At 43.1% G+C, this 17,482-nt stretch carries 9 protein-coding genes, 2 tRNA genes and 3 rRNA genes; 1 reads left to right on the forward strand and 13 read right to left on the reverse strand.

Going from position 1 to position 17,482, the window contains the following annotated elements; all coding sequences use genetic code 11:
• Nucleotides 1–125: 125 nt before the first annotated feature.
• Entirely contained in the window at nt 126–1,592 is a 1,467-nt protein-coding gene (guaB, locus tag PB1_RS06950; protein WP_003351558.1) for an IMP dehydrogenase, read from the reverse strand.
• 113 nt (nt 1,593–1,705) lie between these two features.
• Here guaB and PB1_RS06955 point away from each other — a divergent pair, with 113 nt between their 5' ends.
• On the forward strand, nt 1,706–2,662 hold the full coding sequence (locus PB1_RS06955; protein WP_003351559.1) for a YaaC family protein: 957 nt from the start codon (nt 1,706–1,708) through the stop codon (nt 2,660–2,662).
• A 652-nt stretch (nt 2,663–3,314) separates the two neighbouring features.
• Here PB1_RS06955 and rrf read toward each other — a convergent pair.
• The 12 genes from rrf to dnaN form a co-directional block, all read right to left on the reverse strand.
• Nucleotides 3,315–3,430, reverse strand: a 5S ribosomal RNA gene (gene rrf, locus PB1_RS06960).
• 200 nt (nt 3,431–3,630) lie between these two features.
• Nucleotides 3,631–6,564 (reverse strand): 23S ribosomal RNA (locus tag PB1_RS06965).
• A gap of 81 nt (nt 6,565–6,645) precedes the next feature.
• A tRNA-Ala gene (locus PB1_RS06970) sits at nt 6,646–6,721 on the reverse strand.
• 9 nt (nt 6,722–6,730) lie between these two features.
• Nucleotides 6,731–6,807: transfer RNA gene (locus PB1_RS06975), tRNA-Ile, on the reverse strand.
• A gap of 91 nt (nt 6,808–6,898) precedes the next feature.
• Nucleotides 6,899–8,451 (reverse strand): 16S ribosomal RNA (locus PB1_RS06980).
• The 16S, 23S and 5S rRNA genes sit together here with 2 tRNA genes alongside, the layout of an rRNA operon.
• Nucleotides 8,452–8,700: 249 nt before the next feature.
• Complete coding sequence (locus PB1_RS06985; protein ID WP_034645091.1) at nt 8,701–9,798, reverse strand: HD-GYP domain-containing protein; 1,098 nt, start codon at nt 9,796–9,798, stop codon at nt 8,701–8,703.
• A gap of 114 nt (nt 9,799–9,912) precedes the next feature.
• Nucleotides 9,913–12,408 (reverse strand): DNA gyrase subunit A, encoded by a 2,496-nt coding sequence (gyrA, locus tag PB1_RS06990; RefSeq protein ID WP_003351561.1) that lies wholly within the window; start codon nt 12,406–12,408, stop codon nt 9,913–9,915.
• A 97-nt stretch (nt 12,409–12,505) separates the two neighbouring features.
• Complete coding sequence (gyrB, locus tag PB1_RS06995) at nt 12,506–14,428, reverse strand: DNA topoisomerase (ATP-hydrolyzing) subunit B (RefSeq protein ID WP_003351563.1); 1,923 nt, start codon at nt 14,426–14,428, stop codon at nt 12,506–12,508.
• A 93-nt stretch (nt 14,429–14,521) separates the two neighbouring features.
• Entirely contained in the window at nt 14,522–14,770 is a 249-nt protein-coding gene (gene remB, locus PB1_RS07000; RefSeq protein WP_003351565.1) for an extracellular matrix regulator RemB, read from the reverse strand.
• A gap of 9 nt (nt 14,771–14,779) precedes the next feature.
• Complete coding sequence (gene recF, locus PB1_RS07005; protein ID WP_003351566.1) at nt 14,780–15,898, reverse strand: DNA replication/repair protein RecF; 1,119 nt, start codon at nt 15,896–15,898, stop codon at nt 14,780–14,782.
• Between the two features lie 17 nt (nt 15,899–15,915).
• Nucleotides 15,916–16,131, reverse strand: coding sequence for a S4 domain-containing protein YaaA (gene yaaA / locus PB1_RS07010; protein WP_003351567.1), 216 nt, complete (start codon nt 16,129–16,131; stop codon nt 15,916–15,918).
• A gap of 113 nt (nt 16,132–16,244) precedes the next feature.
• On the reverse strand, nt 16,245–17,381 hold the full coding sequence (gene dnaN, locus PB1_RS07015; RefSeq protein WP_003351568.1) for a DNA polymerase III subunit beta: 1,137 nt from the start codon (nt 17,379–17,381) through the stop codon (nt 16,245–16,247).
• Nucleotides 17,382–17,482 lie beyond the last annotated feature (101 nt).

Consider the following 17,482-nt stretch of genomic DNA (forward strand, 5'->3'; position numbering starts at 1 on the left):
TATTACCTATTATTTCTGCCAATTTATTGTATTGTTCATAAAATTAACAGTACGAAACATAGTCATTGCGATCTATTTATCAAAAATAAAAAAAGGGAGAAGAAAATTTCTTCCCCGCTTTGCTATCAAGATAATGAGTAATTTGGCGCTTCCTTTGTAATTTGGATATTGTGCGGATGGCTTTCTCTTAATCCAGCCCCTGTCATGCGGATGAACCGGGCATTTTCTCTTAATTCTTTAAGATTTTTTGCTCCGCAATAGCCCATGCCTGACCGAAGTCCGCCAACTAACTGATAGATAGTATCTGCAAGAGGACCTTTGTAAGGAACACGCCCTTCAATTCCTTCCGGTACAAATTTCTTATTATCTTCTTGAAAATAACGGTCTTTTGACCCTTTTTCCATTGCAGCTACAGAGCCCATTCCCCGGTAAACTTTAAAGCGGCGGCCCTGGTATATTTCCGTTTCCCCCGGACTTTCGGAGACACCGGCGAGGAGGCTTCCCAGCATGACGGCATGCCCGCCTGCTGCGAGAGCTTTTACAATGTCGCCGGAATATTTAATTCCTCCGTCAGCGATAACGGCTTTCCCATATTTTCTTGCTTCTGTTGCACAATCATACACAGCTGTTATTTGAGGTACGCCTACGCCCGCTACTACACGGGTGGTACAGATAGATCCCGGCCCGATACCTACTTTTACAATATCAGCTCCAGCTTCAATTAAATCTCTTGTCCCTTCTGCAGTAGCTACATTTCCTGCAATTATCGTTAATTCAGGATAAGCATTCCGAATCTCTCTTACCGCATCTAATACACCTTTAGAATGGCCATGAGCTGTGTCAACTACTATAACGTCAACATTTGCCTTTACAAGCTTTTCAACCCGCATCATCGTATCCTTCGTTACGCCGACTGCAGCTCCTACTAAAAGCCTTCCTTTTGCATCTTTTGCCGAATTAGGAAACTCAATGACTTTCTCAATATCTTTTATCGTAATAAGACCTTTTAATACACCTTTCTCATCTACTAGTGGGAGCTTTTCGATTTTATGCTTTTGAAGGATTTTTTCGGCTTCTGCTAAAGTAGTTCCAACTGGTGCCGTAACAAGATTTTCTTTAGTCATGACATCTGAAATTTTCATAGAATAGTCCTGGATAAAGCGCATATCACGATTCGTGATAATTCCTACTAATTTTTGTTCTTTTTCATTATTTACTATTGGAACTCCGGAAATGCGATACTTACCCATAAGGTGTTCTGCATCGTAAACTTGATGATCAGGAGTCAAGAAAAACGGATCTGTTATGACGCCGCTTTCTGAGCGCTTTACTTTATCTACTTGATCTGCCTGCTGCTCAATTGACATGTTTTTATGAACAATCCCTAGTCCTCCCTGCCGAGCCATGGCAATAGCCAATTCTGCTTCTGTAACTGTATCCATGCCGGCACTGATGATTGGTATATTCAATTTGATTTTCTCCGACAATTCAATTTGAAGATCCACATCACGGGGAAGCACTTCAGATTTTGCCGGGACCAAAAGGACATCATCAAATGTTAACCCTTCTTTAACAAACTTATTTTCCCACATAGTATTTACCCCCCTGAACAAGAAAATATTATTTGTAGGTTATCAATTGGTTAAAATACTGTCAAGGATGCTGGAATAAGTTTGATTTTTCTAAAAAATCGGAGGTTTTAATCGTGTTTTTTTCTTATAAAGACTGGAATAATTTCTCTTATTTTTTTTCAGCTTCTTCAACACAGAATTTTTTGAAGAAAAACTATAGTGAATTGCAAATTGAAAATCCAGAACAAAAAAGCTATGAGAACTGTTACCGCTTTCTTTATTATCTGGAACACGCAAAAGTTTATTATGAACAAGCAGATAAATCTCCGCTAATGATCAAGCCTGTTTTATTATTTTATGGACTCATTCACCTAATCAAAGCGTGTATTTTAACAACGGATCCGAATTATCCGGAAACTACGGCAGTACTCGCCCATGGAGTATCAACCCGAAAACGAAAGAAACAACATTACAGTTTTTTTCAGGATGAAGTGAAATTTCAAAAAAGCGGCCTTTTTCCTCTCATGGTTGATAAAATGTTTCACATGAAACATTTGGAAGGTGATAAAGCAACAATGGGAGATTTATTGAAACAAATACCTGAGCTTTCTGAATTATTCAAACAAATTAAAGGGGAGGAAACCTTTTTAAAAATTCTTATGCAAGATGGTCATTTTTTTATCCCTAAGAAAATACTTGACTCTTTTCACATGACCGAAAATCGTTTTATAGAATTTTACCAATCACGGTCAACAGTCCAAGCCTCATTTATTGATCAGGAAGGAGATTATTTCGAGCTGGTGCTTGAAATGAAGTCTGGTTATGAACCCGCCCCCATAAAATTTAACTTATGGGAAGGGGATTATTCGCTTCCTCTGAATAAAAGCAGTCTTTTTCATTTTCCGGAACTGCTTATTCACTATTTACTGTTATATAACTTAAGTATGATTTCACGGTATGAAACAGAATGGTGGAGTGAACTTATCAAAATGATGCCCAATCAGGATTATCCTTTAATCCAGTCGTTTTTAAATTTTTCGATAGAAAAGACACCATTTTTAATATATCAGTTTTTAAATAGCAAAAGGTGAATTGGAATATAGATTAGAATTGGGCCGGGCTTCGAAGGACTTGTGAATGGGTTCCGAAAATAAGTGCATTACGCGTCAGATCTATGAGCGGCGGCTCATAAATAAAAGCTCATAAGCATTAGCGACGGCTTATAAAAAGGAATGAAAGATCATAGGTCGGAACGAGGGAACCATATTTCGGAATGAAGGCTGATTAATAAAAATGAAACCTCGTTATATCGAAAAGAAAGCTCATTTATCGGAACGAAGGATCATTTTTTCAGAATAAAGGAAATGAAGGCTCATATGTGGAGCGAAGGCTCATTTATCTGAACGAAGGATTATAAATCAAAACAAAGGCTCATAAATCGGAATAAAAGCTCATTTTTCTGAACAAAGGCTCATAAATCGGAATAAAGGCTCATTTATCTGAATAAAGGCTCATATATCAAAATAAGGGCTCATTTTTCAGATCCAAGGCTCATATATCAAAATAAGGGCTCATAAAATGAAATAAAGGCTCATAACCCTTCCGAAAAGCAGTATTCAGAGCGAGCAAACATCTAAAAATCAGATGTTATTTCCACCTTCCAGCTAAAAAACGGCTCTTTTTATGATAAAATCGCCGTCAAAATGCAAAAAGAACAACCGAATCAGGTTGTTCTTTCATTTTGCCCGGCAGCGTCCTACTCTCGCAGGGGCAATGCCCCAACTACCATCGGCGCTGAGAAGCTTAACTTCCGTGTTCGGTATGGGAACGGGTGTGGCCTTCTCGCCGTCGCCACCAGACTTATTTCCTTGAGAATTCATTCTCTCAAAACTAGATAATGATTGAAGAAGATGGAAGATTGAGTATCGTTTTAATGGTGTCCGGTTCCGGCTCCTAGCCTCTCGAGGTTGCTTCGCTTCTTCTGTCAAAGTCTTTAGGACTTTTCCGCCAGAAGCTCCGGCACTTGTCGAGGCTAAACAGTCGACCTCCACCTTTCTTATAGGTTAAGTCCTCGATCGATTAGTATCTGTCAGCTCCACGTGTCGCCACGCTTCCACCTCAGACCTATCAACCTGATCATCTTTCAGGGATCTTACTAGCTTGACGCTATGGGAAATCTCATCTCGAGGGGGGCTTCATGCTTAGATGCTTTCAGCACTTATCCCTTCCGCACATAGCTACCCAGCGATGCCTTTGGCAAGACAACTGGTACACCAGCGGTGCGTCCATCCCGGTCCTCTCGTACTAAGGACAGCTCCTCTCAAATTTCCTGCGCCCGCGACGGATAGGGACCGAACTGTCTCACGACGTTCTGAACCCAGCTCGCGTACCGCTTTAATGGGCGAACAGCCCAACCCTTGGGACCGACTACAGCCCCAGGATGCGATGAGCCGACATCGAGGTGCCAAACCTCCCCGTCGATGTGGACTCTTGGGGGAGATAAGCCTGTTATCCCCGGGGTAGCTTTTATCCGTTGAGCGATGGCCCTTCCATGCGGAACCACCGGATCACTAAGCCCGACTTTCGTCCCTGCTCGACTTGTAGGTCTCGCAGTCAAGCTCCCTTATGCCTTTACACTCTGCGAATGATTTCCAACCATTCTGAGGGAACCTTTGGGCGCCTCCGTTACTTTTTAGGAGGCGACCGCCCCAGTCAAACTGCCCGCCTGACACTGTCTCCCGCCCCGATCAGGGGCGCGGGTTAGAATTTCAATACAGCCAGGGTAGTATCCCACCGGCGCCTCCACCGAAGCTGGCGCTCCGGCTTCTCAGGCTCCTACCTATCCTGTACAAGCTGTACCAAAATTCAATATCAGGCTGCAGTAAAGCTCCACGGGGTCTTTCCGTCCTGTCGCGGGTAACCTGCATCTTCACAGGTACTATAATTTCACCGAGTCTCTCGTTGAGACAGTGCCCAGATCGTTACGCCTTTCGTGCGGGTCGGAACTTACCCGACAAGGAATTTCGCTACCTTAGGACCGTTATAGTTACGGCCGCCGTTTACTGGGGCTTCGATTCAGAGCTTCGCGTAAGCTAACCCCTCCTCTTAACCTTCCAGCACCGGGCAGGCGTCAGCCCCTATACTTCGCCTTGCGGCTTCGCAGAGACCTGTGTTTTTGCTAAACAGTCGCCTGGGCCTATTCACTGCGGCTTTTCCGGGCTATGCACCCAGAAAAGCACCCCTTCTCCCGAAGTTACGGGGTCATTTTGCCGAGTTCCTTAACGAGAGTTCTCTCGCTCACCTTAGGATTCTCTCCTCGCCTACCTGTGTCGGTTTGCGGTACGGGCACCTTTTCCATCGCTAGAGGCTTTTCTTGGCAGTGTGGAATCAGGAACTTCGGTACTATATTTCCCTCGCCGTCACAGCTCCGCCTGATGCTGACGGGATTTGCCTCGTCAGCGGCCTAACTGCTTGGACGCGCTAATCCAGCAGCGCGCTTGCCCTATCCTCCTGCGTCCCCCCATCGCTCAAACGGAAAAGAGGTGGTACAGGAATATCAACCTGTTGTCCATCGCCTACGCCTTTCGGCCTCGGCTTAGGTCCCGACTAACCCTGAGCGGACGAGCCTTCCTCAGGAAACCTTAGGCATTCGGTGGATGGGATTCTCACCCATCTTTCGCTACTCATACCGGCATTCTCACTTCTAAGCGCTCCACCAGTCCTTCCGGTCTGGCTTCAACGCCCTTAGAACGCTCTCCTACCGCGGACACCGACGGTGTCCACCCACAGCTTCGGTGATACGTTTAGCCCCGGTACATTTTCGGCGCAGAGTCACTCGACCAGTGAGCTATTACGCACTCTTTAAATGGTGGCTGCTTCTAAGCCAACATCCTGGTTGTCTAAGCAACTCCACATCCTTTTCCACTTAACGTATACTTTGGGACCTTAGCTGGCGGTCTGGGCTGTTTCCCTTTTGACTGCGGATCTTATCACTCGCAGTCTGACTCCCAAGGATAAGTCTTTGGCATTCGGAGTTTGTCTGAATTCGGTAACCCGATGAGGGCCCCTAGTCCAAACAGTGCTCTACCTCCAAGACTCTTGCACTTGAGGCTAGCCCTAAAGCTATTTCGGAGAGAACCAGCTATCTCCAAGTTCGATTGGAATTTCTCCGCTACCCACACCTCATCCCCGCACTTTTCAACGTGCGTGGGTTCGGGCCTCCATCCAGTGTTACCTGGACTTCACCCTGGACATGGGTAGATCACCTGGTTTCGGGTCTACGGCCGCATACTCATTCGCCCTGTTCAGACTCGCTTTCGCTGCGGCTCCGTCTTTTCAACTTAACCTCGCATGCGACCGTAACTCGCCGGTTCATTCTACAAAAGGCACGCCATCACCCATTAACGGGCTCTGACTACTTGTAGGCACACGGTTTCAGGTTCTCTTTCACTCCCCTCCCGGGGTGCTTTTCACCTTTCCCTCACGGTACTGGTTCACTATCGGTCACTAGGGAGTATTTAGCCTTGGGAGATGGTCCTCCCTGCTTCCGACGGGATTTCACGTGTCCCGCCGTACTCAGGATCCACTCGAGGAGGGAACGAAGTTTCAACTACAGGGTTGTTACCTTCTCTGACGGGCCTTTCCAGACCTCTTCGTCTACTCCGTTCCTTTGTAACTCCATACAGAGTGTCCTACAACCCCAAGAGGCAAGCCTCTTGGTTTGGGCTGTTCCCGTTTCGCTCGCCGCTACTCAGGGAATCGCGTTTGCTTTCTCTTCCTCCGGGTACTTAGATGTTTCAGTTCCCCGGGTCTGCCCTCCTAACCCTATGGATTCAGGTTAGGATCCTATCCCATTACGGATAGGGGGTTTCCCCATTCGGAAATCTCCGGATCAATGCTTACTTACAGCTCCCCGAAGCATATCGGTGTTAGTCCCGTCCTTCATCGGCTCCTAGTGCCAAGGCATCCACCGTGCGCCCTTTCTAACTTAACCTAAAAGGTTTGAAACCTAAAATGGCGATACTCGGTTCTTCTTTGCCTTCTTCATATTATCTAGTTTTCAAAGAACGATAATTGGTGGAGCCTAGCGGGATCGAACCGCTGACCTCCTGCGTGCAAAGCAGGCGCTCTCCCAGCTGAGCTAAGGCCCCGTTATGAGATGGTGGGCCTAAATGGACTTGAACCATCGACCTCACGCTTATCAGGCGTGCGCTCTAACCAGCTGAGCTATAGGCCCACATAACGGTTAACAATATTTCATTGAAGGAATTGCTCCCTCAAAACTAAACAAACAAAAGCGATCAACTGTTCATGTTTAAAATCCTTAGAAAGGAGGTGATCCAGCCGCACCTTCCGATACGGCTACCTTGTTACGACTTCACCCCAATCATCTGTCCCACCTTAGGCGGCTGGCTCCTTAAAGGTTACCTCACCGACTTCGGGTGTTACAAACTCTCGTGGTGTGACGGGCGGTGTGTACAAGGCCCGGGAACGTATTCACCGCGGCATGCTGATCCGCGATTACTAGCGATTCCGGCTTCATGCAGGCGAGTTGCAGCCTGCAATCCGAACTGAGAATGGTTTTTTGGGATTGGCTCAGGCCTCGCGGCTTAGCAGCCCTTTGTACCATCCATTGTAGCACGTGTGTAGCCCAGGTCATAAGGGGCATGATGATTTGACGTCATCCCCACCTTCCTCCGGTTTGTCACCGGCAGTCACCTTAGAGTGCCCAACTGAATGCTGGCAACTAAGGTCAAGGGTTGCGCTCGTTGCGGGACTTAACCCAACATCTCACGACACGAGCTGACGACAACCATGCACCACCTGTCACTCTGTCCCCCGAAGGGGAACGTCCTGTCTCCAGGATTGTCAGAGGATGTCAAGACCTGGTAAGGTTCTTCGCGTTGCTTCGAATTAAACCACATGCTCCACCGCTTGTGCGGGCCCCCGTCAATTCCTTTGAGTTTCAGCCTTGCGGCCGTACTCCCCAGGCGGAGTGCTTAATGCGTTAGCTGCAGCACTAAAGGGCGGAAACCCTCTAACACTTAGCACTCATCGTTTACGGCGTGGACTACCAGGGTATCTAATCCTGTTTGCTCCCCACGCTTTCGCGCCTCAGCGTCAGTTACAGACCAGAGAGCCGCCTTCGCCACTGGTGTTCCTCCACATCTCTACGCATTTCACCGCTACACGTGGAATTCCGCTCTCCTCTTCTGCACTCAAGTTCCCCAGTTTCCAATGACCCTCCACGGTTGAGCCGTGGGCTTTCACATCAGACTTAAGGAACCGCCTGCGCGCGCTTTACGCCCAATAATTCCGGACAACGCTTGCCACCTACGTATTACCGCGGCTGCTGGCACGTAGTTAGCCGTGGCTTTCTGGTCAGGTACCGTCAAGGCACCGCCCTATTCGAACGGTACTTGTTCTTCCCTGACAACAGAGCTTTACGACCCGAAGGCCTTCTTCGCTCACGCGGCGTTGCTCCGTCAGACTTTCGTCCATTGCGGAAGATTCCCTACTGCTGCCTCCCGTAGGAGTCTGGGCCGTGTCTCAGTCCCAGTGTGGCCGATCACCCTCTCAGGTCGGCTACGCATCGTCGCCTTGGTGAGCCGTTACCTCACCAACCAGCTAATGCGCCGCGGGCCCATCTGCAAGTGATAGCCGAAGCCATCTTTCAGCTCTTTCCCATGCGGGAAAGAGGATTATCCGGTATTAGCTCCGGTTTCCCGAAGTTATCCCGGTCTTGCAGGCAGGTTGCCCACGTGTTACTCACCCGTCCGCCGCTGACTTCAGGAAGCAAGCTCCCATCAGTCCGCTCGACTTGCATGTATTAGGCACGCCGCCAGCGTTCGTCCTGAGCCAGGATCAAACTCTCCAAAAAAGAGTAAGATAAGCTCAAAAATAATAGAATTAACGTTGACGCTTTTGTTTGTTCAGTTTTCAAAGAACAAATCCTTATTTGCCGCTAATAGGCGACCTATTCTAAAATAACATTCTCACAATGTTATGTCAACAAAATTTTAAATCTTTTTGTTATCACGTAATCGCGACAACGATTTATATAATAACATCATAATATAGGACCGTCAATATGTTTTTTATAATTCCAAATCAAAACTGAAACCAGCCACTAATTGCTGGCTTCAGTAAATACCTCGTTAATAAATATATGGCGATGCTTTCCTAAATCAATAATTTCATTTGAATTAAGCAGTTTAATTAAAGGACGGATTGGAGCTTTTTCATCAATAAATAAGATTTCACCTACCCGGCCGTCCGATAATTTAACTTTACTTCCGTTTGAAAAATTCATAATTCCTGACATAAGCGCTTTTAATACGACAGGATCAAATTTTCCAAATTGATCTTCTGACATCATTTCCAAAACTTTAAAAGGCGATTGTTTGCTTCTGTATAACCGTTCAGAGGTCATTGCATGAAAAGTATCTGCAGTTCCGATAATTTTTGCAAATAAATGGACTTTGTTTCCTTTTTCGCCAAATGGATAACCGCTTCCGTCTAATCTTTCATGATGTTGAGCAATGCCCAATTTCGTACTGTCTCTTAATAAAGAAATATTTTGAACCATCTTGTAGCTGTGAGTAGGATGTTTTTTTATTTCTTCAAATTCATTGACCGTTAAAGAAGTTTTTTTAAATAAAATAGTATTGCTTATTTTTGCCATGCCGCAATCAGCTAAACATCCTCCAAGGGCAATTTGCACAATTTCCCCTTTATTGTAATTCAGTTTTTTGGCGATAAACGCGGAAAAAATTGCAACAGCCACGGAATGCTGATAGATATAATCTTCTTTTGTTGAAAAATGATGAAGTGTAAAGATCTCAGATGTTGATGTTTCCATCTTTTCAAGTAACGGCAAAATAATTTCCCTGATTCGTGAAATATCTATCGGCAATCCTGCTTGCCACGATTTGAACTCTCTTTTGTATTTTTGTACAGCTATTAAAAACAAGTCGCTTAAACGTAATGCTTCTTGCTCTGATTCTTCCTTGGAAGCAGCCAGATTTTCATCATCCAGCACTTCAATTGGAGTATAGGGCATGCCATTTATAAGTGTTTTTTCTACATGTACATCACGAATTAAAAATAATTTTAATATATTAATTAATTCGTTGTTTAAGACAGTGTTTTTTTTCATGATCGGACGGTTTGTTTTGCTATAAACATCCGCAGACAAGATACAGCCTTCCTGAAGTTCTTTTACCATTACCCGCAACTGAATCCACCCCGGCAACTTAAGTCTTTTTAACTATATTTTACATGATTTTACCAAAAAAGAGGAACACAAATTTGCGTTCCTCTTCTTAATTTATGCTTATTCTTATTCATCCTGTTCAACAGAAGTACTTTCTTCTTCCTCGGATTCCATAGAGCTGCTTTCTTCTTCCTTTTCTACTTTGGCAACGGTTGCTACATATTCGTTTTCGTCCGCTTCTAAACGAATAAGTTTAACCCCCTGGGTGTTTCGGCCCATGACAGAAATGCCGCCCACATCAATGCGAATTAATACGCCGCCGGCAGTAATCAACATGAGATCTTCTTCACCGGTCACTGCCTTCATGGCTACAAGGTTTCCACTTTTCTTAGTTATGTTGCAAGTCTTAATTCCTTTGCCTCCTCTTCCTTGAACACGGTATTCAGAGGCAGGTGTACGTTTACCGTAGCCGTTTTTCGTTACAATCAAAATATCGTTATTCTCTTCCAGAACTTCCATTCCGATGACCTCGTCACCTTCATCAAGGCTAATGCCTTTTACGCCTGTGGCAGTCCGGCCCATTGAACGGACATCTGTTTCGGGGAAGCGAATCAGCATGCCGTTTTTCGTTCCGATAATAATATGTTTAGTGCCGTCTGTTAATCTTACAGAGATTAACTCATCTCCTTCACGGAGGTTTAAAGCAATTAACCCATTATTTCTGATATGAGCAAAAGAAGAAAGCGGAGAGCGTTTGGATATTCCTTCTTTTGTTGTAAAGAATAGGTACCAGTTTTCGTCAAATTCTTCAACCGGAATGATTGCGTTTATCCATTCGTCTTTATCGACTTCCAGAAGGTTGACGATCGGGATTCCTTTCGCTGTCCGGCTGAACTCCGGAATTTCGTATCCTTTGGCACGATACACTTTCCCTTTGTTCGTAAAGAAAAGAATCGTATCGTGTGTAGAGGTTGTGATAAGATGCTCAACAAAGTCATCTTCATTCGTCCCCATCCCTTGAATTCCCCGGCCGCCGCGCTTCTGAGCACGATATGTTGATACCGGAAGACGTTTAATATAACCATTATGTGTTAATGTAACAACAATATTTTCACGCGGGATTAAATCTTCATCTTCAATGAATTCAATTCCGCCCGCAACGATTTCCGTGCGGCGCTCATCATTGAAGCGTTCTTTAATTTCACTCAGCTCTTCGCGAATAATTTCAAGAACCTTTTCCTCGTCTGCAAGAATTGCTTTTAATTCGGCAATAAGTTTAACAAGGCTTTGATATTCTTCTTCAATTTTTTCGCGTTCTAATCCGGTTAAGCGCTGGAGGCGCATATCCAAAATCGCCTGTGCTTGTTTTTCAGATAAATGAAATCGTGTCATCAAGCCTTCACGCGCGATATCAGTCGTTTGCGAATTGCGAATCAAATTAATCACTTCGTCAAGGTGATCAAGGGCAATGCGCAATCCTTCTAAAATATGGGCGCGCGCCTCTGCTTTGCGAAGATCGAATTCTGTTCTGCGGCGGATGACAACCTTCTGATGGTCTAAGTAATGCTGCAGGCATTGTTTTAGATTCAAAACTTTCGGCTGGCCTTCTACCAATGCAAGCAAGTTAATGCCAAAGCTCGTTTGCAATGCTGTTTGTTTATACAAGTTATTTAGCAATACATTGGCATTTGCGTCTTTTCTGACTTCGATAACAATGCGCATTCCGTTTCGGTCTGATTCATCCCGCAAGTCAGAAATACCGTCAATTTTTTTATCGCGGACAAGTTCCGCAATCTTTTCAATCAGTTTCGCTTTATTCACCTGGTATGGGAGTTCTTTGACAATTATAACTTCTTTGTCATTGGATTTCTGTTCAATTTCGACTCTTGCCCGAAGAGTGATCGAACCTCTTCCTGTTTCATAAGCTTTACGGATTCCTCTTTTACCAAGAATCAGGCCTGCAGTCGGAAAATCAGGTCCTGGGATGACTTCCATAAGCTCCTGAATTGTTATATCAGGATTTTTGCTTAAAGCTAACACCCCGTCAATTACTTCACCAAGCTGGTGAGGAGGAATGTTTGTTGCCATTCCGACAGCAATTCCTGAAGTACCGTTCACAAGAAGGTTCGGAAAGCGGGAAGGCAAAACAACCGGTTCCTTTTCTGCTCCGTCATAGTTATCCTGATAGTCAATCGTATCTTTGTTAATATCCCGAAGCAATTCCATTGAAATTTTGGACATTCTCGCTTCTGTATATCGCATTGCTGCCGCAGCGTCTCCGTCCACTGATCCGAAATTTCCATGACCATCGACAAGCATATACCGGTAGTTAAAATCCTGTGCCATCCGCACCATCGAGTCATAAACAGCAGAGTCGCCATGCGGATGGTATTTACCGATTACTTCTCCTACGATACGGGCTGATTTTTTGTACGGTTTGTCCGCGTGCATTCCAAGATCATGCATCGCATATAAAATTCTGCGGTGAACGGGTTTTAAACCGTCGCGAACATCAGGAAGGGCGCGGGAAACAATAACGCTCATCGCATAATCTAAAAACGATGACCGCATTTCCTGGCTTATATTGATTTCTTTTACACGGGAATTAGGTGTTTCAGCCATTTGAGAGAAACCTCCTTTTACTTAAAAAAGCAAGCAAAACGGTCTTTATATTAAGAAAATCAGGATAGACGACAACTCCTCCATCCTGATGAAAATGTTATATGTCTAAATTCTTTACATAAATAGCATTTTCTTCGATAAATTGGCGTCGCGGTTCTACTTTATCACCCATTAATATTTCAAAAGTTTCATCCGCTTCAATCGCGTCTTCAAGACTGACCTGGAGGAGAGTACGGGTTTCAGGATTCATCGTCGTTTCCCAAAGCTGCTCCGGATTCATCTCTCCAAGACCCTTATAACGCTGTATGCCCGGTTTTGGCTGGGACGGCAATTCGGACAAAATTTGTTCCAGCTGCCGATCGTTATAAGCGTACTCAATCCGTTTTCCATGCTGGACTTTATATAAAGGCGGCTGAGCGATATATACGTAACCGGCTTCTAAAATTTTTCTCATATATCGATAGAAAAATGTTAATAATAGAGTACGAATGTGAGCACCGTCGACATCCGCATCTGTCATTATCACTATTTTATGGTAACGGGCTTTTGATATATCAAAATCTTCGCCAATTCCTGTTCCCACAGCTGTTATAATCGCTCTTACTTCATTGTTGGAAAGAATTTTATCAAGCCTTGCTTTTTCTACATTTAAAATTTTTCCGCGCAATGGCAAGATAGCCTGGAAATGGCGGTCGCGTCCTTGTTTTGCTGAACCTCCGGCAGAATCACCTTCTACCACATATAGTTCACTGATCGAAGGATCTTTTGATGAACAATCAGCCAGTTTCCCCGGCAGGCTGGATACTTCCAATGCATTTTTCCGCCTCGTTAATTCACGGGCTTTTTTTGCAGCTAATCTAGCTCTTGCGCCCATTAGTCCTTTTTCAACAATTTTGCGGGCAACCGAAGGGTTTTCTAACAAAAACGTTTCAAAGTTTTCAGCAAAAATAGTATCCGTTATGGCACGAACTTCCGAATTTCCAAGCTTGGTTTTTGTTTGCCCTTCAAATTGCGGATCCGGATGCTTAATGGATACAATCGCTGTCAAACCTTCACGAACATCCTCACCCGAAAGGTTCGCATCGTTTTCTTTAAAGATTCCATGCTTTCTTGCATAATCATTGATAACTCTCGTTAAAGCTGTTTTAAATCCGGACTCGTGGGTTCCGCCTTCATATGTGTGAATATTATTGGCAAAAGAATAAATATTGCTTGAAAAGCCATCATTATATTGGAGGGCAACCTCAACGGTGATGCCATCTTTTTCCCCCTCCATGTAAATTGGTTCCTCATGAAGGACTTCTCTTGTACGGTTTAAATGCTCAACGTAAGATTTAATACCGCCTTCATAATAATATTCATTTCTTTTGTTTTCAACGCGTTTATCTTCAATTGTGATTCTTATTCCTCGATTCAAGAACGCAAGCTCTCGCAAACGGTTGGCAAGCGTTTCATAATCAAATTCAAGCGTTTCCGTAAAAATTTCGCCATCCGGTTTAAAACGAATAGTTGTTCCTGTCCGGTCTGTCTCTCCGATCAACTTTAAATCTTCACAGGGCACTCCGCGCTCATATTTCTGATAATGAATTTTACCGTCGCGATGAACAAATACTTCAAGTTCAGTTGAAAGGGCATTCACAACTGAAGCGCCAACACCATGAAGTCCCCCGGAAACTTTATATCCGCCGCCTCCAAATTTTCCTCCGGCATGAAGCACTGTCAAAATAACTTCAACGGCAGGCCGGCCCATTTTTTCTTGGATGCCGACAGGAATTCCGCGTCCGTTGTCTACAACTGTGATACTGTTATCTTTTTCGATTGTGACATTAATTTCCGTACAATAACCAGCCAATGCTTCGTCAATGCTATTATCGACAATTTCCCATACAAGGTGGTGAAGGCCTTTTGCACTTGTTGATCCAATATACATCCCCGGCCGCTTACGTACTGCCTCAAGACCTTCTAATACTTGTATTTGATTTGCATCATACGTTTGCTCTTGCATCGCATTATGCTCCATAGCCACATCGATCACCTACACTTTCATTAGCATATTCTCGATTTCATCTATAAAAACTTGCCCGCTGGACAAGGCAGTGAAAATAGAGAAAAATTAATATTCTTGTATCGACAGCACTTTGGATTTTTTCTTTAACGTCCCTGAGGCGAGGGGAGAATAATAAATATTTTCATAAGTGATAACGACTGATTTAAATGAACCTTTTGAGAGGTCGATCACTCGCTCAATCTGCTCTTCAATAAACTCTTGCACAAAAGGCGAGGATTTTACGCTTTCTTTGTCAAGAATTGCAATAATATCCTTCGTTCTAACAAGAATATCTTCTCCGATATGCAGATACATTTTCTCACCTCATTGAACCTGTTTCATGACCCCGGCTTCTACTTTGTAGGTGGAAGCTTCTTTTAAAGTTTGATGGTCAATTCCATCAACACTTGTCGTTGTAACAAACGTCTGAACTTTTCCTTGAATGGTATTTAACAAATGTGATTGGCGGTAATTATCCAGCTCGGAGAGAACATCATCCAACAGCAAAATCGGGTATTCGCCAATCTCTGAATGAATGAGCTCGATTTCTGCCAATTTTACAGACAGGGCCGTTGTCCGCTGCTGTCCTTGCGATCCAAATGATTGTACATCCTTGCCGTTAACAAAAAAAAGAAGGTCATCCCGATGGGGACCAAACTGTGAGACTCCGCGTTCTATTTCCCGATTTTTGACTTTTGAAAATTTATCTTCAAATGCTTTTATCATTTTCGACAAATCCTGATCTTCTGATACTTCAACCGATGGTTTATACTCAATTTTTAACGTTTCCATTCCTCTTGAAATCCCTTTATGAATCGGCATCGCCCAGTTTTGAAGAAGCTGTAAAAACTCGAAACGTCTTTTTATAATCCGAACCGCCATTCCGATAAATTGCTCAGTCAATATTTCAAGAATCGTTTGATCGTTTTGCTTTCGGGATTGCAAAAGTTTTAAATAATGATTGCGCTGTTGTAATATTTTTTGATATTGGCTCATTTCATGTATATAAACTGCTGAAACTTGCCCAATTTCCATATCAATAAAACGGCGCCTTACTTGGGGGTTCCCTTTTACAAGATGGAGATCTTCAGGCGCAAACATGACAACATTCATATTTCCAATAAATTGGCTGAGCTTTTGCTTCTCGATATGGTTTACTTTTGCTTTTTTTCCTTTTTTGGAAATAATCAAATGAATAGGCAGGGAACCATGATTTTTTTTTACCCTACCTTCTATTTTAGCATAATCCTGATCCCAGCGAATAAGTTCTTTATCATTTGAGGTGCGGTGGGATTTTGCCATTGCCAGTACATAAATGGATTCCATGACATTTGTTTTTCCTTGGGCATTTTCCCCGAGAATAACATTTACTTTATTTTCAAATTGGGCTTCGAGTTCTTCATAATTCCGATAATTTTTCAAAGACAGCTGCTCAATAAACATTTAGTTTCATCCTTTGATCAGTGCTTTATGATGTAAGTTCCAAAACTTGGTATATTTATTTCATCTCCTGCTCTTAATTTCCGTCCTCTTCTTTGATCTCGTTCACCGTTCACGTACACTTTATGTTCACTTAAAAACCATTTTGCCATTCCGCCTGTTTGTATGACATCAGCTAACTTTAAAAATTGGCTTAATGTAATAAATTCCGTTTCAATCTTAATTTCTTTCGCCATCGTTTCACTCTTTCGTCGATAGTATCTAATACTTTATTTTACTAAAAAAAAATAATTTACACAAAAAAAAGCCGCCGGTTAGCTGGCGGCTGTAATATTAGAGCAAAATTTTTCTAGTATGTTCTTACTGGCAGGATTAATTGCAGGATGGAATCATCGTTAATCGGACGAATTAAGAATGGGCGCATTGCTCCGGTAAAGCTGACTTTAATCTCCGTTCCATCTAATGTTTTTAGAGCATCTATCATATATTTTGCACTAAAGGAAATTTTCAAGTCTTCTCCATCAATCGATTGAGCCTGTACTTCTTCAATAACTTTCCCGATTTCAGGAGTATTGGAGGAGATTTCGATCAATTGATTTTCGAATGTTGAGAACTTGACGACGTTGTTTCTGTCGTCACGGGCTAATAATGCCGCACGGTCAATTGCCTGTAAAAATTCTTTTATATTTACGACAACATCCGTCTTGCTGTCTGTTGGAATTAAACGGGACGTATCCGGATAATTTCCTTCCAGCAAGCGGGAGAAGAATAGTAGATGCTTCGCCTTAAAAAGTACTTGATTTTCGGTGATAACAATATCAATTGGATCATTGCTGTCATCAAGAATCTTGCTTAATTCATTTAAGCTTTTTCCAGGGATTACAACATTATATGATTCATTACTTTCTGTTTCGATTTGCGCTTTTCTTAAAGCAAGACGATGGCTGTCTGTTGCAATACAGGTCAATTCTCTGTCTTCAATTTTCCAGTTCACTCCTGTCAAGATTGGGCGTGTTTCTGAAGTGGACACTGCGAAAACAGTTTGCCGAATCATCATTTTTAAAAGGTCGGCTGAAATCCTGAATACATTTTCTTCTTTGATTTGCGGAAGATGAGGATATTCTTCTGCATCTAACCCATGTAAGTTAAATTCAGACTTTCCGGAACGAATAACGGTTTGTAAATGGTTTTGAACTTCAATAACAACAGTATCAGTCGGCAGCTTTTTAACGATTTCACTAAAAAAACGAGCTTGTAAAACAATTGCTCCTGATTCTATTATTTCAGCAAGTTCGTCACCGTCTTCCTCTTTCGGGATGGAAGATTCAATTGAAATATCTGAATCACTTCCAGTAAGAGTTACTCCTTTTTCAGTTGCTGCAATCTTAATCCCTGTAAGAATAGGAATTGTTGTTCTTGAAGAGACTGCTTTCATAACATCTTGTACGCTTTGAACAAGACGGTCGCGTTGGATTATAAGTTTCATTTGTTAATCCTCCGTTTCAGCATTTTATGCTATTTTTATTATAAATGTTTTTAATAAAATAATAGAAGTACTAGTAGAGCTTGTTTATATGTGGATAACTC

It is taken from the genome of Bacillus methanolicus PB1, assembly GCF_000262755.1.
GTDB classification, from domain to species: Bacteria; Bacillota; Bacilli; order Bacillales; family Cytobacillaceae; genus Bacillus_Z; species Bacillus_Z methanolicus.

Coding starts and splice junctions, on each gene's coding strand:
- gyrA (WP_003351561.1), bottom strand. CDS start 12,408: ATGGCTGAAACACCTAATTCCCGTGTAAAAGAAATCAATATAAGCCAG.
- PB1_RS06985 (WP_034645091.1), bottom strand. CDS start 9,798: ATGGTAAAAGAACTTCAGGAAGGCTGTATCTTGTCTGCGGATGTTTAT.
- dnaN (WP_003351568.1), bottom strand. CDS start 17,381: ATGAAACTTATAATCCAACGCGACCGTCTTGTTCAAAGCGTACAAGAT.
- gyrB (WP_003351563.1), bottom strand. CDS start 14,428: ATGGAGCATAATGCGATGCAAGAGCAAACGTATGATGCAAATCAAATA.
- remB (WP_003351565.1), bottom strand. CDS start 14,770: ATGTATCTGCATATCGGAGAAGATATTCTTGTTAGAACGAAGGATATT.
- recF (WP_003351566.1), bottom strand. CDS start 15,898: ATGTTTATTGAGCAGCTGTCTTTGAAAAATTATCGGAATTATGAAGAA.
- guaB (WP_003351558.1), bottom strand. CDS start 1,592: ATGTGGGAAAATAAGTTTGTTAAAGAAGGGTTAACATTTGATGATGTC.
- yaaA (WP_003351567.1), bottom strand. CDS start 16,131: ATGGCGAAAGAAATTAAGATTGAAACGGAATTTATTACATTAAGCCAA.